The sequence below is a fragment of the Actinomycetota bacterium genome (assembly GCA_005888325.1).
Classification (GTDB): domain Bacteria; phylum Actinomycetota; class Acidimicrobiia; order Acidimicrobiales; family AC-14; genus AC-14.
The window spans coordinates 20,631-43,216 of record VAWU01000062.1; the positions used below are offsets into that span (position 1 = coordinate 20,631).

The 22,586-nt window shown below is 71.7% G+C and carries 19 protein-coding genes and 2 pseudogenes (1 of these 21 only partly in view); 7 read left to right on the forward strand and 14 right to left on the reverse strand.

The window, feature by feature from the left end; translation table 11 throughout:
• Nucleotides 1–2 precede the first annotated feature (2 nt).
• The 4 genes from E6G06_17735 to E6G06_17750 all read right to left on the reverse strand — a co-directional run bounded on the left by E6G06_17735 (nucleotide 3) and on the right by E6G06_17750 (nucleotide 3,385).
• On the reverse strand, nucleotides 3–491 hold the full coding sequence (locus E6G06_17735; GenBank protein ID TML87399.1) for a glutathione peroxidase: 489 nt from the start codon (nucleotides 489–491) through the stop codon (nucleotides 3–5).
• A gap of 71 nt (nucleotides 492–562) precedes the next feature.
• On the reverse strand, nucleotides 563–1,630 hold the full coding sequence (gene menC / locus E6G06_17740) for an o-succinylbenzoate synthase (protein ID TML87555.1): 1,068 nt from the start codon (nucleotides 1,628–1,630) through the stop codon (nucleotides 563–565).
• 100 nt (nucleotides 1,631–1,730) lie between these two features.
• Nucleotides 1,731–2,597: a GNAT family N-acetyltransferase gene (locus E6G06_17745; protein ID TML87400.1), complete on the reverse strand. Its 867-nt coding sequence runs from the start codon at nucleotides 2,595–2,597 to the stop codon at nucleotides 1,731–1,733.
• Between the two features lie 8 nt (nucleotides 2,598–2,605).
• Entirely contained in the window at nucleotides 2,606–3,385 is a 780-nt protein-coding gene (locus tag E6G06_17750; GenBank protein TML87401.1) for an MBL fold metallo-hydrolase, read from the reverse strand.
• Nucleotides 3,386–3,800: 415 nt separating this feature from the next.
• On the opposite strand from E6G06_17750, the gene E6G06_17755 reads away from it, so the two are divergent.
• Nucleotides 3,801–5,972: a glycoside hydrolase gene (locus tag E6G06_17755; GenBank protein TML87402.1), complete on the forward strand. Its 2,172-nt coding sequence runs from the start codon at nucleotides 3,801–3,803 to the stop codon at nucleotides 5,970–5,972.
• Between the two features lie 146 nt (nucleotides 5,973–6,118).
• Nucleotides 6,119–7,474 carry a hypothetical protein gene (locus E6G06_17760; GenBank protein ID TML87403.1) on the forward strand — a complete coding sequence of 452 codons (1,356 nt, stop codon included), beginning with the start codon at nucleotides 6,119–6,121 and terminating at the stop codon, nucleotides 7,472–7,474.
• Between the two features lie 27 nt (nucleotides 7,475–7,501).
• On the opposite strand, the gene E6G06_17765 is transcribed toward E6G06_17760, so the two are convergent.
• The 3 genes from E6G06_17765 to E6G06_17775 form a co-directional block, all read right to left on the reverse strand.
• Complete coding sequence (locus tag E6G06_17765) at nucleotides 7,502–8,911, reverse strand: HAMP domain-containing histidine kinase (GenBank protein ID TML87404.1); 1,410 nt, start codon at nucleotides 8,909–8,911, stop codon at nucleotides 7,502–7,504.
• Nucleotides 8,908–9,600: a response regulator transcription factor gene (locus E6G06_17770; GenBank protein ID TML87405.1), complete on the reverse strand. Its 693-nt coding sequence runs from the start codon at nucleotides 9,598–9,600 to the stop codon at nucleotides 8,908–8,910. Before E6G06_17770 ends, E6G06_17765 begins: the two co-directional genes overlap by 4 nt.
• A 72-nt stretch (nucleotides 9,601–9,672) precedes the next feature.
• The gene (locus E6G06_17775) at nucleotides 9,673–10,545 is read right to left on the reverse strand and encodes a fumarylacetoacetate hydrolase family protein (GenBank protein ID TML87406.1); all 873 of its coding nucleotides are present in this window, start codon (nucleotides 10,543–10,545) and stop codon (nucleotides 9,673–9,675) included.
• Between E6G06_17775 and E6G06_17780 the strand changes: the two genes are divergently transcribed.
• Nucleotides 10,439–11,461: a hypothetical protein gene (locus E6G06_17780; GenBank protein TML87407.1), complete on the forward strand. Its 1,023-nt coding sequence runs from the start codon at nucleotides 10,439–10,441 to the stop codon at nucleotides 11,459–11,461. The genes E6G06_17775 and E6G06_17780 overlap by 107 nt on opposite strands.
• On the opposite strand, the gene E6G06_17785 is transcribed toward E6G06_17780, so the two are convergent.
• Nucleotides 11,458–11,940, reverse strand: a complete 483-nt coding sequence (locus E6G06_17785) for a GNAT family N-acetyltransferase (GenBank protein ID TML87408.1) — start codon at nucleotides 11,938–11,940, stop codon at nucleotides 11,458–11,460. The genes E6G06_17780 and E6G06_17785 overlap by 4 nt on opposite strands.
• Here E6G06_17785 and E6G06_17790 point away from each other — a divergent pair.
• Nucleotides 11,889–12,578, forward strand: a complete 690-nt coding sequence (locus tag E6G06_17790; GenBank protein TML87409.1) for a carboxymuconolactone decarboxylase family protein — start codon at nucleotides 11,889–11,891, stop codon at nucleotides 12,576–12,578. The genes E6G06_17785 and E6G06_17790 overlap by 52 nt on opposite strands.
• 61 nt (nucleotides 12,579–12,639) lie before the next feature.
• Nucleotides 12,640–13,962: a hypothetical protein gene (locus E6G06_17795; GenBank protein ID TML87410.1), complete on the forward strand. Its 1,323-nt coding sequence runs from the start codon at nucleotides 12,640–12,642 to the stop codon at nucleotides 13,960–13,962.
• Here E6G06_17795 and E6G06_17800 read toward each other — a convergent pair.
• The 3 genes from E6G06_17800 to E6G06_17810 are packed head-to-tail and all read right to left on the reverse strand — an operon-like array spanning nucleotide 13,931 to nucleotide 19,207.
• Nucleotides 13,931–16,291, reverse strand: a complete 2,361-nt coding sequence (locus tag E6G06_17800; GenBank protein ID TML87411.1) for a hypothetical protein — start codon at nucleotides 16,289–16,291, stop codon at nucleotides 13,931–13,933. The two genes, E6G06_17795 and E6G06_17800, sit on opposite strands and share 32 nt — an antisense overlap.
• A complete protein-coding gene (locus E6G06_17805) occupies nucleotides 16,245–16,502 on the reverse strand; it encodes a scaffolding protein (GenBank protein TML87412.1) in 258 nt (85 codons plus the stop codon). The genes E6G06_17800 and E6G06_17805 overlap by 47 nt, the downstream gene beginning before the upstream one ends.
• A 26-nt stretch (nucleotides 16,503–16,528) precedes the next feature.
• Nucleotides 16,529–19,207, reverse strand: coding sequence for a GNAT family N-acetyltransferase (locus E6G06_17810; GenBank protein ID TML87413.1), 2,679 nt, complete (start codon nucleotides 19,205–19,207; stop codon nucleotides 16,529–16,531).
• Between the two features lie 80 nt (nucleotides 19,208–19,287).
• Here E6G06_17810 and E6G06_17815 point away from each other — a divergent pair, with 80 nt between their 5' ends.
• Complete coding sequence (locus E6G06_17815) at nucleotides 19,288–20,670, forward strand: HAD-IB family hydrolase (GenBank protein ID TML87414.1); 1,383 nt, start codon at nucleotides 19,288–19,290, stop codon at nucleotides 20,668–20,670.
• Between the two features lie 59 nt (nucleotides 20,671–20,729).
• Here the strand turns inward: E6G06_17815 and E6G06_17820 are convergent, their stop codons facing one another.
• Nucleotides 20,730–21,107 (reverse strand): alpha/beta hydrolase, encoded by a 378-nt coding sequence (locus E6G06_17820; protein ID TML87415.1) that lies wholly within the window; start codon nucleotides 21,105–21,107, stop codon nucleotides 20,730–20,732.
• Nucleotides 21,108–21,111: 4 nt separating this feature from the next.
• The gene (locus E6G06_17825; protein TML87416.1) at nucleotides 21,112–21,477 is read right to left on the reverse strand and encodes an alpha/beta hydrolase; all 366 of its coding nucleotides are present in this window, start codon (nucleotides 21,475–21,477) and stop codon (nucleotides 21,112–21,114) included.
• A 213-nt stretch (nucleotides 21,478–21,690) separates the two neighbouring features.
• On the opposite strand from E6G06_17825, the pseudogene E6G06_17830 reads away from it, so the two are divergent.
• A pseudogene (locus tag E6G06_17830) lies at nucleotides 21,691–22,402 on the forward strand (aminoglycoside phosphotransferase family protein).
• A gap of 93 nt (nucleotides 22,403–22,495) precedes the next feature.
• Here the strand turns inward: E6G06_17830 and E6G06_17835 are convergent.
• Nucleotides 22,496–22,586: pseudogene (locus E6G06_17835) on the reverse strand (VOC family protein) (it continues 316 nt past the right edge of the window).

The window sequence follows — 22,586 nt, forward strand, 5'->3', positions numbered from 1 at the left end:
GGTCAGCTCGGCAGGGCCTGTTCGACCGCGCTGACGAGCTCGGGCGCGGCCGGCTCGGTCAGCGGCCGGAACCGGGCGACGACCTCGCCCTCGGGCGACACGAGGAACTTCTCGAAGTTCCACTGGATGTCGCCGGCCTTGCCCTCGGCGTCGGTCTTTTGGGTCAGCTGCTCGTAGAGCGGGTGGCGACCCTCGCCGTTGACGTCGATCTTCTCGAACAGGGGAAACGTCACATCGTAGTTGGTGCTGCAGAACGTCTCGATCTCGTCGGGGCTGCCCGGCTCCTGTCCGCCGAACTGGTTGCACGGGAAGCCGAGCACGGCGAAGCCGCGCGGCCCGTACTGCTCGTGCAGCGCCTCGAGGCCGGTGTACTGCGGCGTCAGGCCGCACTTCGACGCCACGTTCACGACCAGCAGGGCCTTGCCCTTGTGCTCGGCCAGCGAGGTGGGCTCACCTCGCAACGACCGCAGGGGGATGTCGTAAAGGGACACCTGCGGGCTCCTCTCTCCGGTTGGGAGGCCAGTCTGGCCCATCCGCCGCGCGTCTGCTGCGGGCGTCGCCCTCAGCGAACGACGGCCCGCACGACAGTGGTGACCTCTGCGAGGACGTCGGACAGGGGAGTGACGCCGATGCCGGGACCGGTCGGCACAGGCAGGCGACCCTCGTCGAGCACGAACGGCTCGGTGATGTCGTGCTCGTAGTAGCGCGCCGAGGCCGAGGTGTCGCCGGGGAGGGTGAAGTTCGGGAGCGCGGCCAGGGCCAGGTTGGCGGCCCGCCCCACACCCGTCTCCAGCATCCCGCCGCACCACACGGGGATGCCGTGGGTCGCGCAGATGTCGTGGACGCGTCGGGCCTCGAGGTAGCCACCCACCCGGGCGGGCTTGACGTTCACGATCGAGCACGCGCCGAGGCGGATGGCGCTCTCGGCGACGGCCGCGGAGACGATCGACTCGTCGAGGCAGATCGGCGTGCGCAGGATCTTTGCCAGCTCGGCGTGGCCGACGAGGTCGTCGTCGGCCAACGGCTGCTCGATCAACAGCAGCCGGAGCTCGTCGAGCCGGCCGAGATGTGGCGCGTCTCTGACTCGATAGGCGGTGTTGGCGTCGACCTGGAGGGGCAGGTCGGGCCAGCGCGCCCGCACGGCGGCGACAGGCTCCAGGTCCCAGCCCGGCTCGATCTTGAGCTTCACCCGTCGGTAGCCGTCGTCGACGTAGCCGGCGACGTGCTCGAGCAGCTCGTCGACGGTGCCGGTGATGCCGACCGACACACCGCAGTCGACCGCGCCGCGCACGGCACCGAGGTACGCGCCCAACGACAGTCCCGCGGCGCGCAGCTCCGCGTCGAGGAGGGCTGTCTCGACCGCGGCCTTCGCCATGCGATGGCCCTTCACCGGCGCGAGCAACGTCGCCACGGCGGGTGCCGTGACGTGGTTCGCCGCGAACAGCCGGGGGATGAGGTGGTGCTCGAGGACGTGCTCGGCGGCGTCGGTGTACTCCGCGCTGTAGAGCGGCTCGGGCTCGGTCGCGCACTCCGCCCAGCCCTCGCCGTCGGTGGTCTCCGCCTTCACCAGCAGCACGTCGCGGACGTGCTCGGTGCCGAACGACGTGCGGAAAGGCCGTATCAACGGCATGCGGATGCGGCGGAGCTCGACCCGCTCGAGGCGGACGCCGCCGAGCACCGGGACGGAATCGCTCACCGGTTCACCGTGCCTCGTACCTCGCGCTGCGCGCTCACCGGCGGGGCTCGAGCACGTACCAGCCGGATCGCAGCATGTCGACTGCGGCGTAGCCACCCGCGAGGGCGCGGCCGAGGGTGTCGCGCGCGGCCGCACGCCACGCCCGCGCCTGCGCGGGGTCGTCGGCGCGCATCGCCGCGATGTCTTCCGGCACCCACGCCAGCAGGACGTCGCCGGCGGGACCGGCGACGACGGTAGCCACCGGCTCGCCGGCGGGACCGGCGACGAGGATCCGGGCCGCGTCGGTCCGGGCGGCATCGGTCGGCTCGGGCCGCGGGGTGCCGGTGGCGGCCGCTCGTGCCCGCGCGCCCGCGAGGTGCCAGGACACCAGGCAACGGTCGGATTCGTCGCCTCGGTTGAGCGCGTCGTGCATGGGCCCGTAGAAGTCCTCGTGGTAACCGGTCACCTCGGCGCCCAGCTTGGCCAGGTTGAAGTAGGCGTTGCGCCGCACGAGGGGGTCGAACGTCCAGGTGATCAGCTCGAGCTCGCGGGCGAGCGCCCATGCCCGTTGGTGCTGCTTCAGCGCGAAGCCGACGTGGCGGGTCTGGTGTCCCGCGTGCACGCCGGCGACGACCGAGTAGAGGTAGACGCCCGTCTCACGGCGACCGTGGATGCCGGCCGCAGCCGCGATCAGCTCGTCGCCCCGCCACGCACCGGCCACGTAGTTGCCGGTCGTGGAGAACGCGCGCAGCAGGTCGCTCGGCACGGTCGGCGCGTCGCGCGGGCGCCCCCAGATGTCGGAGAGCAGCGACTCCGCCCGTTGAAGCTCGGTCAGCGTGGTCAGCTCGCGCACGTCGACCCGCGCGCGTGTCGACGCGGCCGCCACTGCCGCCTCGGCCTCGGCGAGGAGCCCCCCCGTCACGGCCATCCTCAGTCGAACACCCAACGCCGGCGACCGTCGGCCGCGAGCAGACGGCCGAACCTCATCTCGGGGAAGTGCGACGCCGCCGCGGGCACGTCGGTGCCCTCGAGCTCGCGCGCGAGGGCGTTGCGCGTGCGCTTCGCCAGGGCGGGGTCGACGTCGCCAAGCGCGGCCCACTCGTCTTCGACGAGCTCGACCGGGCAGTGGACGACGTCGCCGAGCAGGAGCGCCCGCCGGTCACCCGAGGAGACGACGACGACCGTGCTGCCGGGAGTGTGGCCCGGCGCGGCGAGGACGTCGATGCCCGGCAGGAGCGGTCCGCTCGTGTCCCACAGCGTGACGCGTCCTTCGAGCGGCGTGAGCTTGCGCGTGGCGCCGGGGTCGGGCCCGACGAAATGTGACCAGTCGCGCTCGTCGCACCGGTAGGTGGCGTGGGGGAACACGATGCTCCCCTTGCGCGTCGCCCAACCCACGTGATCGAAGTGCAGATGCGTGAAGACGACGTCGGTGACGTCGTCCGGGGTGAGGCCGTGGGCCGCGAGGCTCTCGAGGAAGGCGCCGCCGCTGAAGACCCCGGAGATGGTGCCCACACCGGTGTCGACGAGCACCACGTGGTCGCCGGTGCGTACGAGGAAGCCCCCGAGCTCGAGCTCGACCATGCCGTCGGCGGTGAGCAGCGCCCGATGTGGCTCCCACTGCTCGTCGGTGGTGCCGACGAACGCCTCGGTGGGACGGAAGTACGCGGTGCCGTCGTGCAACGGCGCGATGTCGATCTCACCCACTCTCATCCCCCGATCTTCCCGCGTGGATGGCGCGGGGGCGGGATGTTCGCGGGAAGATCCGTCGGGTGACCTCCATCGACGTGCTCGACGACGCTGCGGTCGACGGCATCGCCGCCCTCTGCCGGCGATCCCTGGCCGACCCGCCCACCGCCGAGGAGCTGGCCGCGGTTCTGTTCACCGCCGACCAACCCGCGCTCGTCCGGGGAGATCCGGGTGTCGGCGTGGTCGCCACCGGCGAAGGCGGCGGCAACGGCTTCGTGAAGCTGCTCGTCGTCGACCCGGCCCACCGGGGGAAGGGGCACGGGCTGGCGCTGCTGGACGCGGCCGAGGCCGACCTGAGCGGCCTGCCGTCGATCACCGTCGGCACCGACGCGCCCTTCTACCTCTTCCCCGGTGTCGAGACCGGTGAGACCGCGCTGCTGTGCCTCCTCGAGCATCGTCGCTACCAGCGGCGCGACACCGCGTTCAACATGACCGTCGAGCTGGACGCGCTCGCACCCGACCGCGGCGACACGACGACCGCGACCGCCAACGACCGCGCCGATGTGGCTGCGTGGTTGGACACGCACTGGCCGCACTGGAAGGCCGAGGCGCTGCGCGCGCTCGACAAGGGCACGCTGGTCGTCGCCGGCGACGCCGACGGAATGAGCGCGTTCTGCGCCTACGGCGTGAACCGGGACGGGTGGATCGGGCCGGTCGCGGTGCGACCCGACCTGCTGGGGCGCGGGGCAGGGGTCGGCGTGCTGATGGGCGCCCTCCACCGCATGCGCGCCGCGGGGCATCGGCGGGCGGAGATCGCGTGGGTCGGGCCGATCGTGCCCTACGCACGCATCGGAGCGGTGGTGTCCACCGTTTTCTTCGTCTACCGGAAGAAGTTGCGGTGAACCTGTTGCCCCGACCCCGGTCGAGCGCGTTCGACGACCGGCGTGTCCCGGCTCGCGAGCCCGTCGTGCGCTTCGACGCCTCGCTCCCGGCCGAGGGCTACCGCCTCACCGTCGACGACGGGGGCGTCGAGGTCGTCGCCGCCGACGACGCGGGCGCCTTCTACGCGCGGGCCACACTGGCGCAGCTGGCGCGCCTGCACGACGGGATGCTGCCTGTGGGCGCCGTCCACGACTGGCCCGACCTGCCGGTGCGCGGCGTGATGCTCGACATCTCGCGCGACAAGGTGCCGACACAGGCGACCCTGCGCGAGCTGATCGCCCGCCTCGCGTCGTGGAAGGTGAACCAGGTGCAGCTCTACATGGAGCACACGTTCGCCTACCGCGACCACGAGGAGGTGTGGGCGTCCGCGTCGCCGCTCACCGGCGACGAGGTGCGTGACCTCGACCGGTTCTGCCGCGCCCACCAGGTGGAGCTCGTGCCCAACCGGAATTGCCTGGGCCACATGGAGCGCTGGCTGAAACACGAGCGCTACCGGCCGCTGGCGATCGCACCCGATGGATGGACGGACCACCGCGGTCGGGTGCGCGCTCCGACGACGCTCGACCCGGCCAAACCGGCGGCGCTCGCCCTGGTGCGCGAGCTGCTGGCCGAGTTGCTGGACGCCTTCACGAGCCCACGGGTGCACGTCGGTCTCGACGAGCCGTGGGAGCTGCCGCCCGAGCGCGCGAAGGACTACCTCGATTGGGTCATCGCCCTGTGCGCGCTGCCCGAGCTCGACGGTCGCGAGGTGCTCCTGTGGGGTGACATCCTCGCCAACCACCCCGAGCTCGTCGACGCGCTGCCGGGCGAGGTCACGGTCTGCGAATGGGGCTACGAGGACTGGCACCCCTTCGCGGCGCGGGCCTCGACGCTGGAGGCGGCCGAGCGCCCGTTCTGGCTCTGCCCGGGCACGTCGAGCTGGCTGTCGATCCTCGGTCGGGTGACGAACGCAATGGGCAATTGCGCAGCCGCGGCAGACGCGGCGCGGGCCCATGGCGGCTCGGGACTGCTCGTCACTGACTGGGGCGACTTGGGTCATCTCCAGTACCTGCCGGTCAGTGAGCCCGCGCTCGCGTACGCAGCCGCAGTGTCGTGGTGCGCGGAGACGAACCGCGACCTCGACCTGTCTGCCGCGCTCGACGTGCACGTGTTCGACGACCCGGCCGGCGAGATCGGTGGCGCGGTCATGGCCCTCGGCGATCTCCACCGCGTGGTGACGCCCCAGTTCTTCAACCTCTCCACCCTCGTGACCCACCTCTACTTCCCACAGCTCCAGCTCGACCGCGGGTTCACGGCCGGGATCACGGGCGCCGAGCTGGCCGACGTGGAGGCGCGGCTCGCCGACGCGGTGGCCGCCCTCGATCGGGCGCGTCCCCGCCGGGCCGACGGCGCGCTCGTGCTCGACGAGCTCCGGAACGCGGCCGCGCTCGTCTCGCTCCTGTGCCGCGACGGCCGGGCCCGGCTCGACGCCGACGGCTGGCTGGCGTCGGTACCCGAGCGACGACGCGAGGGCTTCGCGGCCGCGCTGGCGCCGCTCATCGACACCCACCGGAACCTGTGGCTGGCCCGCAACCGCGCCGGAGGGCTCGACGACAGCTGCGCCTGGCTGGAGAACCTGCATGGTGCCTACCGCACGGGCGTGACCGATCGCCGGTGGGGCGGGTGGTGACGGGTGTGACGCGGTGCGCTTAGACCGCTCTTAGTGCGCTCTCAGGACGCGCACACGCCGACCTGCGATGCTGTGTGACGGGGGGCACGCCCCGCGCGCCGCGCCGGTAGGATCCCCCTGCAGACAACCCGATGCACCGGAGGTCCATGTTGATCACCCTGGACGATCTCACCCTCGAGGGCGAGCCGGCCTCCCCTCCGACCCGCAGACCGGAAGCACCGCGAGCTCCGGAGGCCACCTCGGTGCGCGACTACGTGCGCTGGGGCCTGGCGATCCTCTCGCTGGGCGCGGCCGGCATCCACTTCGCGGTGATGGGCGACCACTTCAACCTGACGTGGTACCACGGCGCCTTCTTCGCGGCCACCGCGTGGCTGCAACTGGCGTGGGCGGTGGCCATCGTCATGAAGCCTTCGCGCCGACTCCTCCTCGCGGGCATCATCGGCAACCTCGTCGTCGCCGAGGTGTGGCTCGTCTCGCGTACGATCGGCATTCCTTTCGGCCCCGACGCGGGCGTCGCCGAGGGCGTGGCGTTCTCCGACGTGCTCTGCACCATCCTCGAGGTCGGCATCGTCCTGGGCTCGCTCGCCCTGCTGAAGCCCCGGCTCCTCGATCGCCCGGCGCGCGCTACCGCCGCTCTCCCCGGCGTGGCCGGCGTGGGTGTGCTCGTCGCCGCGCTCGCCACGCTGTCGCTCACCCCCGCGTACGCCTCCGGTCACACCCACGGCGGGGCCGGGGGAACTGCGGCCGGTCACACTCACGGCGGGTCCGCCGGGGGGACGGCCGCCGCGGGTACGGCCGCTGCGGGTCACTCCCACGGCGCGGCGGGCGCGGTCCCCGTCAGCGCGGGTGGGTTCGCACCCGGGGCCAGCCCGTGTGAGAAGTCGGGCCCGGCCGCCTCGGAGGGGCAGCTGAAGGATGCCGAGGGCCACAACCACCGAGGCCCCGCGCTGCAGGAGCCGATGGACTTCGCCACGCGCACGCAACTTGCGCAGGAGCAGCTCGTGGCGCGCGCCGTCGTCCTCAGGTTCCCGAACGTGGCCTCGGCGGAGAAGGCGGGTTACAAGAAGTCGACGCCCTACGTCCCGTGCATCGGTGCGCACTACACCAACACCGCGCTGGCGACCAAGTTCGACATCAACGCCCCGTCGGAGCTGCTGTTCGACGGTACGACTCCCGATGCCCACATCGTCGGGCTGAGCTACCTCGTGTACCACCCGGGTGGGCCACCGGCGGGATTCGCGGGGCCGAACGACCGCTGGCACGGGCACACGTTCAACGGTGGCCTCTGCATCAACCCGCAGCAGGTCGTCGTCGGCGCCGAGAGCACTTCGCCCGAGGAGTGCAAGAGGCGCGGTGGCGCCAAGGTGTCGCTCAAGGACATCTGGATGCTGCACGACTGGGTCGCCCCGGGCTGGGAGTGCAGCTGGGGCGCCTTCGCCGCGGAGTGCCCCGAGCTCGGTGGACGGATCGGCCGGACCGCCTGGACCAACAACGGCGCCTGACGCGCGCCGACGGCGCGAACCCTGCGTCTAGCCGAGCTTGCCGTTCGACGCAGGCAGACGGATCTCGATGCGCGCCCCGCCGCCGGGGCTTTCCCCGATCACGATTGCACCGTGGTGCAGCTGGACCTGTTGGGCGACGAGCGCCAGGCCGAGGCCGAAGCCGGTGCCCCTGGCGCCCGCCCCCCGGCCGAAGCGGTCGAGCACGTGCTCGCGCTCGGACGGGGGTATGCCCGGGCCGTCGTCGTCGACAACGAACCTCACCTCGTCTCCTGCGGGCTCGACGCTGGCCCGCACGTGCACAGGGTGGTGGGCACCCGCGTTCCCGTGCGTGGCCGCGTTCTCCAGGAGGTTGACGACGAGCACCTCGAGCCCCTCGGCCCAGCCCTCGACGGCCGCCTCGCCGCCCGGGTCGTCGAACGTCAGCTCCACGTCGGGGTGACGGCGGCGCGTGCCTTCGACGGCCGCGTCGACGAGGTCGGCGAAGTCGACCTGTTCGGTTGACAGGCCCTCGGAGGCCTCGCCCCTGGCCAGCGTGCGGAGCGCCTCGAGCAGCGCGACCAGGCGGGCCAGCTCGGCGTTGATGTCACCGAGCGTCTCCTGACGCTCCTGCTCAGGCATGGCAGGGTTGCGGTGCAACGCGTCGAGGTTGGCCTGGATGCTCGTCAGCGGGGTGCGCAGCTCGTGGGCCGCGTTGGCCGCGAAGCCCCGCGAGGCGTCGAGGGCCGCTTCGGTCGCCGCGACCGACGTCTGGAGTCGCGCCAGCATGGCGTTGAGGCTCTCGGCGAACGCGTCGACCTCGACCGGACCGGTGCCGGCCGGCACGCGCATCGCCAGGTCCTGGGTCGACGCCACGTTCCAGGCCGCGATGCGTAGCCGGCCGAGGGGTCGGAGGGCCAGGCCCGTAAGCGCCCAGCCGAGGGCGGCGGTCAGACCCAGCCCGAGGCCCGCGAGCAGCACCACCCGCCGGCGCACCGCGTCGACCGTTGCTTCGGTGGGCCCGCGTGGGCGCGCCACCTGCATGCGCAGGTTGGCCGGAACGTCGAGGGCAGGGTCGGCCGTGAGCCGACGGGTCAACGTGCGCCAGCTGGCGTGACCGGCCTCGACCGTCGCGTAGCCGTTGGCGCGCGGCTTGGGGAACGGATGGGGCACGTGGCCGAACTCGAGGATGACAGTGTCGCCGGACAGCACGCGGGTGATGCCCTCGTCGAAGCGGAGCCCGCGGTTCTCGGGGCGGTTCAGGGCGAGCGCCAGCTGCGTCGCCTCCCTCGACCGGGCGATGCTCGCGACGGTGCGGGCCTGTCCGGCGAGACGATCGTCGAGCGTGGCGCGCAGGTCGTGCCGGACGAGCGCGACGAGCAGCGCGCCCGCGGCGATGCTGACGACGGCCACGGTGGCGACCGCCGCCGCGACGACGCGCAGGCGCAGGCTGGCTCTCACGAGGCGGCCCGGAGCACGAACCCCACGCCTCTCACCGTGTGCAGCAGCCTGGGCTCACCGCCGGCCTCCAGCTTGCGTCGGAGGTACCCCACGAAGACGTCGACGACGTTGCTGTCCACCTCGAAGTCGTAGCCCCAAACCGTTGTGAGCAGCTGGGCGCGTGTGAGCACGAGGCTTGGATGACGCACGAACGTCTCGAGCAGGTCGAACTCCCGGCGGGTGAGCTCGACCGGGCGGTCCCCCCGTCGCACCTGCCGGCGGGCCGGATCGACGTGGAGGTCGCCGAAGTGCACCGGGACGCTCGGTGGCTCGGAGCTGCGCCGCAGCAGGGCGTGAAGGCGCGCCACCAGCTCCGGCAGCGCGAACGGCTTGACGACGTAGTCGTCGGCGCCCGCCTGCAGGCCCGCGACCCGGTCGTCGACCTCGTCTCGGGCGGAGACGACACAGATCGGGACGTCGATGCCGTCCGCGCGCAGCCGGCTGGTGACCGCCACGCCGTCGAGGTCGGGCATCGCGATGTCGAGCACGATCACGTCGGGCGCGGCCTTCGCGACGGCTTCGAGGGCGGCGTTGCCGCCGGAGGCGGTGCGGACGGTGAAACCTTCGAGGCGCAGGGCGCGCTCGAGCGCCCGGCGAATGGCCGGCTCATCGTCGACGACGAGTACCTCGGGTGGACCCACGTTGCTCAACTCGACGGTACAAGGGCAGGCGCGAGCGCGCCCGTCGCGATCACGGCGACGACGATGACAGGCGCCGCAACCTCAGTCGAGTCCGGTCGCGGTGTCGGACGGCTCGTCGATCACCGGGTTCTCGAGCACGCCGACGCCTTCGATCTCGATGCGCACGACGTCGCCCGCCCGCAGCAGCTGGGGCGGCTTCATCGCGATACCGACACCCGCGGGCGTGCCGGTGGCGATCACGTCGCCGGGCTCCAGCGTGAAGGCGGTCGACAGGTGCTCGACCTGCTCGTAGCAGTCGAAGATGAGGTCGTCGGTCTTGGCGTCCTGACGCAGCTCGCCGTTCACCCACGTCTGGAGCCGGAGAGCGTGCGGATCGCCGATCTCGTCCGCCGTGACGAGCCACGGCCCGATGGGGCCATGGGTGTCGAACGACTTGCCCATGGTCATGGTGGGGCTGCGGAACTGCCAGTCGCGCACGCTGACGTCGTCGACGACCGTGTAGCCGGCGATGACCTCCGCGGCGCGCGCCGCGGGAACGTGGCGGCAGCGCCGCCCGATGACGAACCCCAGCTCGCCTTCGTAGTCCACCATCGACGAGGCGCGCGGGATGTGGATCGCCTCTCCCGGACCGATGACGCAGCTCGACTGCTTGTTGAACCACAGCTGCACGTCGGGCTTGGGTGTGCCCGACTCGGCGACGTGGGCTGCGTAGTTCAGGCCGATGGCGAGGAACTTGGGCGGCCGGGGGACCGGTGCGGTCAGCGTGACGGCGCTCAGCGCCAGGCGCGGACCATCGGCGGCGCGCACGACGTCGAGCGCCTCCGGGCCGAGCGCGAGGAGTGCGGCCATGTCGCGCGGGAGGTCGGTTCGGGTGGCGCTGACGTCGACGACCTCGTCGCCGGCGACCGTGCCCACGTGCGGCCCGTCGGGGCCACGGAAGGTGACCAGTCTCATGGCGCTCTCCTTCGAGCTCGGGGCCGGCGGGAGGCTGGAGCCGGCCGGAGGTGATGGCGCGCGGTCAGGGTGTCACGCGCAGCCGCCGGGCGCACTCCTTAGGATCGGGGTCGGTGCCGGACGAACTGCGTTCTCGTCGCGCTCAACCACCGTCGCGGTGGTTCAGCGCGCCAGGAAGGGCTCGCGGCGTCGTCGCCCCGGGGGCGGCATGAGCGCGCCCGTCTGCGTCACTGTCGACCACCTGCGTGGCCCCGGCGACGACCGGATGCTCGACGTGCTCGACCGGCACGGCCTCCACACGACGTTCTTCGTCGAGGGCGAGCACGCTGCGAGCCATCCGGGGCGCGTCGCCGAGGTGGTGGCGAGGGGACACGAGGTGGGCCTGCACGGCTGGGCCCACGAGGCATGGGCCGACCTCGACCAGGCGACGGTGCACGAGCTCCTCGCGCGGGGTGTCGATGCGCTCGCCGCGGCCGCCGGCGGCCCACCGAGGGGGTTTCGCGCCCCAGGCGGCGAGCGCGGTGTCCACACCGCAGCGTTGCTCGCCGAGCGCGGCATCGACTACGACGCCAGCCTCGGCGACGGGCGCACGCCCCGCGTCCTGCCCGACGGCGTCGTGTCCCTCCCCTTCGTGTGGGGTCACGTCGACGGGGCCCACTACCTGCGGCCCGAGCCGGCGGGTCCCGCAGAGGTCGAGTCCCGTTGGCTCGGCACCTTGGATCGCGCCGTCGCGGACGCCGAGCCGGTGGTGTTCGTCGTGCACGCCCATGTGTCGTGTCTCGACGACGAGCGGCTCGGTGTGCTCGACCGCCTTCTTGCGCGTGTTGCGTCCGACGATCGACTCGAGCCCGTGCAGATGTCGGAGCTCGCTCGACGCGTCCGCCTCGCGGCGACCCCGTCGACCCGCGTCCTCTAGTCGAGGCGCCGTTCGAGCTCGAGCTCGTCGCGCAAGGGGATGCCGTCGAACCCCGCGAGTGGGATGCCGGGCTTGAGTCGGCGTCGTGCATCGTCGACCGCGCCCGGCCGCAGCGCGCACAGCGAGAAGCCTCGACGTTGGTAGAAGCGCAGGGCGCGGAGGTTGTCGTTGGTCGTGACGACCCAGATGCGCCGCCGACCCGCCGCACGGGCGACGAGCGCGTCGACGAGCGCGGTGCCGATGCCGTCTCCCCGGGTGGTGGCGAGGATCGCGAACAGCTCGCAGTCGTCGCCGTCGAACCGGTAGAACAGAAGTCCGACCGCTCGCCCGCCGGCCTCGGCGACGAGCCCCGGCATGTCCAACGCGTTCAAGGCCTCACCCCGCCGAGCCTGCACCGCGCCCCCGAAATCGCGATCGAGCACCTCGGATGCCCACGACCGGTCGGTGGCGGGCTCGAACGCGCGCACCGTCACCGTCATCAGGATCACCGCCTTCGGAGCCGTACCGTCTTCGGAGCCGGGGCCAGCGTACGGGCATAGCCTTCTCGCTCGTGATCCGTCGCCCGACCCACGCCCGCATCGAGCCCCTCCCGCCGGGAGAGCACGACGAGGAGGTGCGGGAGCTGCTCGAGGGGGTCGTCGTGCCGGGCGCCTTCGCCTCGAACATCTTCGGCACCCTCGTGCGCCACCCCGGCCTCTTCCGCCGGTGGCTCCCGTTCGGTGGGAAGTTGCTGAGCGGGCGGATCCCTGCGCGCCAGCGCGAGCTCGCCATCCTGCGCACCGCGTGGTTGTGCCGTTCGAACTACGAATGGGGCCAGCACGTCCTCATCGCCCGGTCCGCCGGCATCTCCGACGACGAGATCCGCCGCGTGCAGTCGGGGCCCGACGCCGACGGCTGGGAGCAGTTCGAACGCGTGCTCCTCCGCGCGACCGACGAGTTGCACGCCGACGCGTGCATCGCGGACGACACGTGGGCCGCATTGGCCGCGCGGTACGACGAGCGGCAGCTCATCGAGCTGCCCATGCTCGTGGGCCACTACCACCTCGTCGCGTTCACACTGAACTCGCTCGGTGTGCAGCTCGAGCCCGGCCTCGAGGGCCTTCCCGTCGATCCCTAGCGCGGCGGTCGCCCGATAGGCTGCCCCGGATGAGAACGGGAGGGGCTCGTTGGCGCAGGTGGTGACCGACGAGGTCATCGCACCGACCGACAGCCCGCGCGTCGCAAGCCCGCGATCGACGCGCCTGTGGCTCGCCGTCGTTCTCGGCCTCGCCACGCTGTTGCGCGTGCTGTGGGTCCTGCATGCCGCGCGTCCGACCAGAGCGCTGAACGACCCGTACTTCTACACCGTGTTCGGCGAGCAGATCTCGCAGGGTCGCGGCTACACCCTCCTCTCCGGTGACCCCACCGCGTTCTATCCGGTCGGTTACCCCGCCGTGCTCGGCGCCGCGTTCTGGCTGATGCACCATACCTTCGTGCCGGACAGCCCGGCGCGGGTGATCGGGTTCCTCCAGCTCGTCCTGGGAGTGGCAACCGTGGCCCTCGTCTTCGAGGTGGCGCGGCGCCTGTACGACGAGGCCACGGGCCTGGTGGCGGCGGCCGTCGTCGCTCTTTGGCCCAACCTCATCTTCCACACGGCGGTCGCGCTGTCGGAGACCGTCTTCAACTTCCTGGTGATGGGCGCGGTGCTCGTGATCGTGTGGAGGCCATGGGGCCGCCTGCGGACCGGCCAGGTGGCGCTCTTCGGTGCGCTCGTCGGCGTCTCCGCGCTCGTGCGCCCGATCTCGCTCCTGTTCCTCCCGGTGCTGCTGTTCGCGTGGAGGCGGGCGGGCGTCGCGTGGCGGCCATCGCTGCGGTGGCTGCTCGTTGTCGTGCTCGCCGCCGGCGCCGTCATCGCCCCGTGGACGATCCGCAACGTCATCCGCATGAACTACCCGGTGGTGATCTCGGCCAACTTCGGCGAGGACCTCTGCATGAGCCGGCACCCTCATGCCACCGGCGGCTTCGACCTCAGCGACTACTGCTACCACGGGTTCGAGAAGTACAAGCCGCCGGACTACGAGATCCGCAAGGATGCCGGCACCCGCAGCCGCGCCATCAGCTATCTCCTCCACCACCCGCTCGACGAGCCGCGTCTCATGTTCTGGCGGGCGTACTTCACGTTCCATCACGACCGCGACGGGTTGGAGGCGTCGGAGTCGTACGGGCACTACCGGTACCTCAGCGGCCATGCGCGGGAGCTGCTGGGAACGGTCGCGGACTTCTACTTCTTCGCCGCGCTCGGCCTGGGGGTGCTCGGCCTCTGGCGCATCCGGGCCCGACAGGATGTGCGGCGCTTGTTCGTCGTGCTCGCGATGGCCGCGCTGGCGGCGCCTCCGTTGGTGTTCTTCGGCGATCCGCGCTTCCACGTTCCCGCCGTCCCGCTGTTCGCCATCCCTGTCGCTTTGTCGCTGCTCGCGGTGCTGCGGCGGGTCAAGGAGAAGGCGCCGGCGGGCGGGTCGTGACCGCCATCCCCTCGGGGGCCTCCACGCTGATGTCGGTTCCGTCGACGCGCACCGACACCCAGCCCCTCGGCGTGGGCACCCGGGCCGCCGCCCACCGCAGCGGCCCGAGGTAGGGGTCGACGAACACCGACGCGTAGCCGGGGGTGACGGGGCGCACGCCGACGACGTACGCGACGAGGTCGTAGGTCGGGCTGGCCGACCAGCCGTGACAGCGGCTCGAGCGGCCCAGCGGGGCGTCCCAATACTCCTCGAACGTCGTGTTGCCCCGCGCCACCTGCGCGTGCCAGCGCAGGAGGCTGGCGACGACCAAGTCGCGCCGCCCGTGGCGAAAGAGTGCCTCGTGGAGGAACCGGCAGTAGAAGGGCTGGGCCGCCACCACGTCGTGCTCGACGTCGAAAGGATCGGGCGCCAACCATTGCGACCGGAGCCCGGAGGGGTCGGCCGGTGTCTCGGTGATGACGAGGCGCGCCGGGTCGGTGATGCGCTCGATGACCCCGGGGACGCGTGCGTCGGGAACGAGGCCGGCCAGGAGCGCGGCGGCGTTGGTCTGCTGACTCACCCGCCGGCTGCGGCCGCGCGGACCGAGCGCATCGACGTAGACGTCGCGTTCGTCGTCCCAGAGCGCCTCAAAGGCGTTCGCGGTGCGAGCGATGAGCGCGCGCACGTTGCTCGCGCCGGGCAGGGTCGCGTAATCCGCGAGCGTGGCGGCGTACAACGCGTCATGCGCGCCGGTCACCGCGTCGCGTTCGACCTGCGCCCAGTCGATGAACACCCAGCCCGGGAAGTCCTCCAGCAGGCCGCTCGCGCCCCGTTGTCGCTCGTACCGCTCCACGATCCCGTCCGCGACCGCGAGGTGGTCGCGGACGAGCTCCTCGTCGCCCGAGTGCTCCCAATAGCGCGCCAGCGCGCGGATCCAGTGCAGTGAGTAGTCGGGGATGGTGATCCCGCCGAGGGACAGGTCGCAGGCGATGGCCATCGCCAGCAGGCCGTCGGGACGGCGGCTGCGCCCGGCCAGGGCGAGGTGGTGACGGGCGAGCCGCCAGTCGGGGTTGCTCACGTAGGTCACGAGCGCGTGCACGTAGGAGTCGCCGACCCACGCCCGCTGCTCGCGCCCGGGGCAGTCGAGGAACGCGTCGGTCGAGCAGAGGTCGAGCGTGCGCGCGCCGACCTGCCACACCCGCTCGAAGCGTTCGTCGTCACACGTGAACGCGGCCCCCTCCGGCCGGGGAAACGTGCGCTCGTCGAGGTCGACGTCGACCTGTGTGCCCTCCGGATGATGCACCGCGAGGTAGCGCAGCCCCACGGGGTCGAAGAAGGTGACGACCACGTCGGTGGTGCTCCCTGCGATGTACCGCCCGGCCCAGTTGCGCGGCTCGAGCTCGGGCAGGCCGTCGCCGCGCAGGTCCTCGCCGCCGGCGACGTCGATGATGGCACCGGCCGGTGCCCTGGCTCGCAACCGCACATGGCCCAGGCAGACGCGGCCCAGGTCCAACACCGACAGCCGGCGGTCGCCGTCCGAAGCGCGTTCGATGGCTTCGAACGCGGAGAGCGGATCGTCCCCGGTGTCGGCGCGCACGGGTTGTTGGTCGACGACGACGCGTACCGGCCCGACGGGTGTCGACCGGAGCTGGGGGATGAGGCGGGGGAGCGGCGAGGTGTAGGGCGCCGCGGGAGGCCGGTCGAGGACGGTTCCGAGCCGCGACCTCAACCCGACGGTGGCGGGCCATTCGGAGCCGTTGACCGCGGCGTCGTGCAGCCCCGGCGGTGAGAGCCGCCCGTCCACGATCTCGGGGGGCAGCCCGTGCAGGCGCGCCCAGGTCGAGGGCAACCATTCGGTCGGCAACGCCCGCCAGTGCCCGCCGCTCAGAATCTCGACCGGTGCGGCGGGGGCCGTCTCGAAGCAGAACGACCCCCGGCCGAGAGACCCGATGAGGGGGGCAGGCACCCACCACGGGTTGGGCGTGCCGTAGTGGCGGCAGTGCGCGACGACGACGTTGGGGCCGACGCGCAGGTGCGGCGCGAGGTCGTGCTCGTCCCACCCGAGGAACTGTGGCTCACCGCGCACGGGCCCGCGACCGAGCTCGACGCCGTTGACGTAGAGCACGTACCGCGAGTCGCATGTGGCGCGAGCGGGGAGCGAGACCGGATGCTCCGTGACCGCGATCACCACCCGCAGGTAGACGTCGTGGGCCACAGGTGCGTCGGGCCTCGGCCGGGCCGTGTCGGGTTCCGGGCTCCAGATCCACTGTCCCCGCCAGTGCTGCGGCCAGGGCGTCACCTCGTCAGAGGTGCTCGGCCGCCGCGGCCTGGACGGCTTCGACGATCGCATCCCAGCTCGCGTCGGGCTCACGCGTGATCGTGACGAAGTCGCTCACACCGAACACCGCGGCGACGCCATCCGTCTCGAACACGGCCTTGGCGAACGGATGGTCCACTGCGTCGGCGGCGCGCTTGAAGTTGATCGTGCCGGGCAGCGTGGTGTCGAGCTGGAACCGCATCGCGTTGGGGTTCGGCGTGGGCGCGGGTGAGGCGGTGGCCATGGACGTCCTCCCTGATCGGCGTCTGTCTACCGCAGCCGGCGCAGGGCGAGCTCGGGCCGCGGCATCCACGGCGCGAGCCGAACCTTGGCGTCGACGGCCACCGCGCCCGCGGGCGAGGCGATGACGGGGTTGAGATCGAGCTCGGCGATCTCGGGGATGTCGTCGACCAGGCGGCCGACGCGGAGCGGCGGCGCACCCCGGTACCCGAAGAGCAGCGGCGAGCCGCGGGTGGCGCGCACGAGCTCGTACGCGTCGATATCGGTGAGCGGCAGCACGCGAAAGACGCGATCGCCGAGCAGCTCGACGGCGGTGCCGCCCGAGCCGAACATGACCAGTGGCCCGAACGACGGGTCCTGCACCACACCCACGATGACCTCGGGTCCCGCGTCGGCCATGGTCTGCACGACTGCGCCGCCCATCGCTTCGCCGAGCGACGCCTCCATCGAGGTGTAGGCGGCGGCGACCTCAGGCGCGGTGCCGAGCCCGAGGCGGACCCCGCCGACGTCGATCTTGTGCACGATGTCGCCGGAGCCGGCCTTGAGCACGACCGGGAAGCCCATCTTCTCCGCCACCTTGACCGCCTCGTCGGCCGACGTCACGTGCGTCGTCGCCACGATCGGGATGCCGTAGTCGCTGAGCAGCTCGATGGCCGAGGCGGGGTCGAGCCAGGTTCCGTCGGGGCGCTCGTCGAGCACGGTGTCGACGAGGATCCGCGCCGCTCGCCCGTCCACACCCTCGAGATCGGGGAGCGCGCCCTCCGGGCGCCGCAGCCAGGCCGCGTGGTCGACGACGCGCGCCAGCGCGTTGGCCGCCGCCTCGGGATAGGCGAACGAAGGGATGGGTCGCGGCCCGAGGCTCAACGGCTCCGGGGTGCCCTGCATGGCGAGGAAGTTGGCGAGCACGGGCTTGTCGGAGCCGGCGGCGGCCTCGCTGACGGCGCGAGCCACGTCATCGGCGCGCGTCACGAGGGGCGGGATGAAGATGACGACGACGGCGTCGACCCCGGAGTCGGCCAGCACCGTGCGGACCGCGCGGCCGTAGTCGGCGGCGGAGGCCGACGCCACCAGGTCGACCGGGTTGCGCACCGCGGCAGCCGCGGGCAGGAACGACCGCAGCTCGCCCCGGGTGTCCTGCGACAGCTCCGGCACCTCCAGGCCCTGACCCTCGCACGCGTCGGCCGCCAGGATGCCGGGACCGCCCGCGTTGCCGACGATCGCGACCCGGCCGCCGCGCGGCAGCGGCTGGTGGGTGAGGACGTGCGCCACGTCGAAGAGCTGCTCGAGCGTGTCGACGCGTATGACACCTGTCTGGCGAAACAACGCGTCGACTGCGGCCTCGGGGCTGGCCAGCGCGGCCGTGTGCGACGTGGCGGCGAGCGTGCCCGCCGCGGATCGTCCGCTCTTCACCGCCACGATGGGCTTGCGGCGCGACACGCGGCGGGCGATGCGGCTGAACGAGCGGGGATTGCCGAACGACTCGACGTAGAGCAGGACGACGTCGGTGCCATCGTCGCGTTCCCAGTACTGCAGGAGGTCGTTGGTGCTGACGTCGGCCTTGTTGCCCACCGAGACGAACGTGGACACACCGAGGCCCAGGCGGCTCGACTGCTCGAGGACGGCGATCCCGAGCGCCCCCGACTGCGACGAGAACGCCACCCGGCCCGCACGCGGCGGAACGGGCGCGAACGTCGCGTTCATGCTCACGCCCGCCGCGGTGTTCACCACGCCCATGCAGTTGGGCCCGACCATGCGCATGCCGTGCGCCCGGGCCCGCCGCACCAGTTCGCGTTCCGCCTCGGCACCGTCGGGACCCGTCTCCGCGAAGCCCGCCGAGATGACGACCAGCCCACGCACCCGTTTCGTGGCGCACTGCTCGACCACCTCCAGAACCTGCGAGGCGGGCACGACGATCACGGCCACGTCGACGTCGTCGGGGACGTCGATGACGCTGGGGTAGGCGCGCACACTCGCGACGTGGGGCGCGGTCGGGTGCACGGGGTAGACGGGCCCGGCGAAGTCGCCGTCGAGGAGGTTGCGCAAGATCTCGTGCCCGATCGTCCCCCGTCGCCGCCCGGCTCCGATGACCGCGATCGACCGGGGTCGCAATAATCGCTCCACCGATCGTGCCGAGGCCGATTGCTCGCGATCGTGCATCGCGGCCTCCGACGCCTCGGTCGGTTCGATCGGGAACACGACGCGCACGACACCCTCGGTGAAGCTGGTGGCGTCCTGGAAGCCGGCCGCGTGGAAGAGATCGCGCATGCGGCGGTTCTGCGGCAGCGTCTCGGCGACGAAGCGGGTGATGCCGTGGGCCCGGGCGATCACCGCGAGGTGCTCGAGCAGGATCGTGCCCAGGCCCCGACCCTGGTGGACATCGTCGACGGTGAAGGCGACCTCTGCCTCGGTGCCGTCACCTCCGGGGTTGCGGTCGTAGCGCGCCACCGCGACCATCTCGTCGTCGAGCTCGGCGATGAGCGCCATGCGGTCGTCGTAGTCGACCTGGGTGAAGCGCTCGATCTCGAGCGTCGAAAGCACCGGGTGGGGCGTGAAGAAGCGGAGGTAGATCGTCTCCTGCGAGAGGCGGGCGTGCAGCGCGACGAGCGCATCCGCGTCGGTCGGCCGGATCGGACGGACGTGGGCGGTGCCGCCATCCGTGAGCACCACGTCGGACTCCCACTCGGCCGGGTAGCCGTGGGTCGCGGACATGGGGGCGAGCGTACGCGCCCGTCCTCGTGCCGGCGCGACCGACCCCGGTCGTCGCCGCACGGGCGCACTAACGTCGCAGCATGGCCGCCGACCGCGCCGCTGCCTTCTTCGACCTCGACCGCACACTGTTGGGAGGGGCCAGCGGGCCGCTCCTCAACGAGGCCCTGATCGCAGCCGGGCTGCTGCCCGACCGGCACCTGCCCGGCGAGAACCTCGTCTTCAAGGTCTACGAGGTGGTGGGGGAGACGCTCGTCGGCATGGCACTCGCGCGCCGGGCGGCGGGTTTCGCGGCCGGGTGGAACCGCGAGGTCGTCCAGGAGGCGGCGGCCAAGGCGGCCGAGTCGCTGGCCGAGCACGTGCTGCCCTACGCCGTGCCCTTGGTCGACGAGCACCAGCGCGCCGGGCGCCCGGTGGTGCTCGCCACCACCACGCCGTACGACCTCGTCCTGCCCCTGGCCGAGCGCCTGGGCTTCGACGACGTGGTCGCGACCCGCTACGGAGTCGACGACGAGGGCCGCTACTCGGGCGGGATCGACGGCGAGTTCGTGTGGTTCACGGGCAAGTTGGCTGCCATCCGACGGTGGGCCAACGAGCACGACGTCGACCTCCGGCAGAGCTGGGCCTACTCCGACAGCGTCTACGACGCGCCGATGCTCGCGGCCGTCGGTCATCCGACCGCGGTGAACCCCGACCCCCGGCTGCGCGTGCTGGCCACACTGCGACGCTGGCCGATGCGCTGGCTCGACGTTCCACCCGGCGTGCCCAAGCTGGCCGGCTTGGAGCCCCTCGACATCGTTCGGCTGTTGACCCGGCCCGAGTTGTTCCCGTACGCGCGCTTCGACATCGCAGGCGTCGATCGCATCCCCCAACGGGGCCCGGCGATCATCGTGGCCAACCACCGCAGCTACTTTGACACCGCCGCGGTGGGTTTGACGGTGATGAAGCGAGGGCGTCCGATCCGCTTCCTCGGCAAGAAGGAGGTGTTCGACGCGCCCGTCGTCGGTCCCCTCGCCCGCGCGATGGGCGGCATCCGTGTCGAGCGAGGGAGCGGTTCCGACGAGCCGCTACGCGCCGCAGCCGAGGCGTTGGAGGCGGGAGAGCTGGTCGCCTTGATGCCCCAGGGCACGATCCCGCGTGGCGAGCTGTTCTTCGACCCGATGTTGAAGGGAAGGCCGGGTGCCGCCCGTCTGGCCGCGATGACGAAGGCCCCGGTGATCCCGATCGGGCTGTGGGGCACCGAGAAGGTGTGGCCCCGCCGGGCGCGCCTGCCCAACGTCACCAACCTCACGAGCCCCCCGACCGTGCGCACGCGCGTCGGCGCGCCGGTGGCCCTGGGTTACGACGACGTTGCCGCGGACACCGCGCGCATCATGGAGGCGATCATCTCGCTCCTGCCCGCCGAGGCGCGTGACCGGCACACGCCGACGCCCGAGGAGATCGCGCTCGCCATGCCTTCCCACTGACCACAGAGGCGCAGCCCGAAGGGCGCGGCCGCGGTGGGTACTCCTGATTCAAGTTCGGGTCAGATGGCGTTCGCCCGGAGGTGCTCCAGCAACTCGTTGTGTACGAGCTCCGGTGCTTCCTGTACCAACCAATGACCGGCGTCCGCCTCGATCACGCGGTACGGCCCACGCATGAGGTTGGCGGCCAGGTCCACCGGCATACGCCGCACGTAGGGATCGTTCTTCCCCCAGATGAGCAGCGTCGGTGTGCCGACGGGACCGAAGTCGATTGTGTCAGTTCCCAGTGCCCGGCGGTGCCCGTCCGACGCGCGATACCAGTTGAGCGCGCCTGTGAGTGCGCCAGGGCTGCGAAACACTTCCAGGTAGTCCTCGACCTCCGTCGGGCTGCTGTAGACCCATGTCGCCTTCAGCAAGGCGAAGTCCTCAGCGGAGCACATGGCTTCAGCACTTCCGTCTCGAGCCGTGAACATTGCGAGCATCCCTCGATAACATCTCGCCCTCGGGATCGTCTCGCACCGCTTGGGCACACGCCTGGTAGTGGGGAATCGAGAGCGACGTCCAACTTTTGATCGGTTCGTGATCAACGGCGATCGCGGCCCATCCCGCGATCGCTCCCCAGTCGTGGCCCACCAGGTGAAACGTTGCGAAGCCACTCGCCTGGGCGAGGGCGAGCACGTCGCTGGCGAGGTCTTCGTACCGATAGCGGTCAACATCGTCCGGTCGTGCCGCGGGGCTGTAGCCGCGCTGATCGGGAGCAAGGCAGTGGTAGCCCTCCGCAGCCAGTTGCTCCATCACGCCCGTCCACATACGGGACGTCTCCGGGAAGCCGTGGAGCAAGACGACCGGCTCTCCGCCTTGGCCTGCCTCGCGGCAGTGGAACCGCAGTCCGTGCCACGCTCGCTCCTACGGCGGTGTGTGCTATTCCCTCGGATCGTGGGTGCCTTGGACGGGCTTGTGCCGCTGGGTGCCGGGCGCGAGGCCGAGGTGTTCCTGCGGCCCGACGGGTCGGTGCTCAAGCTCATGCGCTCGCCCGACCACCGGCTCCGGGTCGAGCGCGAGGCGGCTGCCCTGCGGACGCTGGCGGGTCCTCGCCATCTCGCGCCTCGGCTCCACGAGGTCGTCACGGTCGATGGAAGGCCGGGCCTGGTATCCGAGCGCATCGTGGGCACGGACCTGATGAGCCTGCTAACCGGTAGCCCTTGGCTCTTCCTGCGCGCCGCCATTGCGATGGCAACGACCCACGCCGCCATGCATGAATGCCAGGCGCCGGCGTCGCTCCCCCAGCTGAACGACGAGCTTCGTCAGCGGATCGAGTTGGCACCGATACTGCGGACGGCTGGACGGTCTCCCGGCCGGAGACCGTCTGTGCCACGGCGACTTCCACCCGGGCAACATGATGGGCACCTGGGAGACACTGGCCGTGATCGACTGGGGCGACGCCTCGCGGGGCGATCCGCTCGCCGACGTGGCCCGCACCGAGCTCCTCCACCGACTCGCGGCGCCGCCGCCCGGCACTCCGGCGGCCTTTCGGGCCCTCGTGGTCATGGGCCGCTCACTGTTTGCCCGCCGCTATCTCGCTGTCTATCGGACGGCTCGACCGGTCGACAGCGGAGAGCTCCGTCGCTGGCTGATCGTCCGCGTCGCGGCAAGATTCATCGAAGGCATCGAGGAGGAGTTCGACACGCTGACCGCCTTCCTCGAGAAGCAGCGTCGTCACCGATCTGTCGTCTGAAGCCCGCCGAACCTCGACGGCGTGGGGTGAGGCAGCGACACACCCGCTGCATCCTCTCTGCGGCGCGTCAGCGGTGGGCCGTGCGGATGGTCCTCACATCTCGTCGAGCATGCCGGTGGACTGGCCGACCTCGATCAGGTGACCATCGGGGTCGCGAACATAGGCGCGGAGCTCGCGGCCGTGA

Coding starts and splice junctions, on each gene's coding strand:
- menC (TML87555.1), bottom strand. CDS start 1,630: ATGCCGTTGATACGGCCTTTCCGCACGTCGTTCGGCACCGAGCACGTC.
- E6G06_17750 (TML87401.1), bottom strand. CDS start 3,385: ATGAGAGTGGGTGAGATCGACATCGCGCCGTTGCACGACGGCACCGCG.
- E6G06_17760 (TML87403.1), top strand. CDS start 6,119: ATGTTGATCACCCTGGACGATCTCACCCTCGAGGGCGAGCCGGCCTCC.
- E6G06_17780 (TML87407.1), top strand. CDS start 10,439: ATGTCGCGCGGGAGGTCGGTTCGGGTGGCGCTGACGTCGACGACCTCG.
- E6G06_17775 (TML87406.1), bottom strand. CDS start 10,545: ATGAGACTGGTCACCTTCCGTGGCCCCGACGGGCCGCACGTGGGCACG.
- E6G06_17790 (TML87409.1), top strand. CDS start 11,889: ATGCCCACGACCGGTCGGTGGCGGGCTCGAACGCGCGCACCGTCACCG.
- E6G06_17785 (TML87408.1), bottom strand. CDS start 11,940: ATGACGGTGACGGTGCGCGCGTTCGAGCCCGCCACCGACCGGTCGTGG.
- E6G06_17800 (TML87411.1), bottom strand. CDS start 16,291: ATGCGATCGTCGAAGCCGTCCAGGCCGCGGCGGCCGAGCACCTCTGAC.
- E6G06_17805 (TML87412.1), bottom strand. CDS start 16,502: ATGGCCACCGCCTCACCCGCGCCCACGCCGAACCCCAACGCGATGCGG.
- E6G06_17810 (TML87413.1), bottom strand. CDS start 19,207: ATGTCCGCGACCCACGGCTACCCGGCCGAGTGGGAGTCCGACGTGGTG.
- E6G06_17815 (TML87414.1), top strand. CDS start 19,288: ATGGCCGCCGACCGCGCCGCTGCCTTCTTCGACCTCGACCGCACACTG.
- E6G06_17820 (TML87415.1), bottom strand. CDS start 21,107: ATGTGCTCCGCTGAGGACTTCGCCTTGCTGAAGGCGACATGGGTCTAC.
- E6G06_17825 (TML87416.1), bottom strand. CDS start 21,477: ATGTGGACGGGCGTGATGGAGCAACTGGCTGCGGAGGGCTACCACTGC.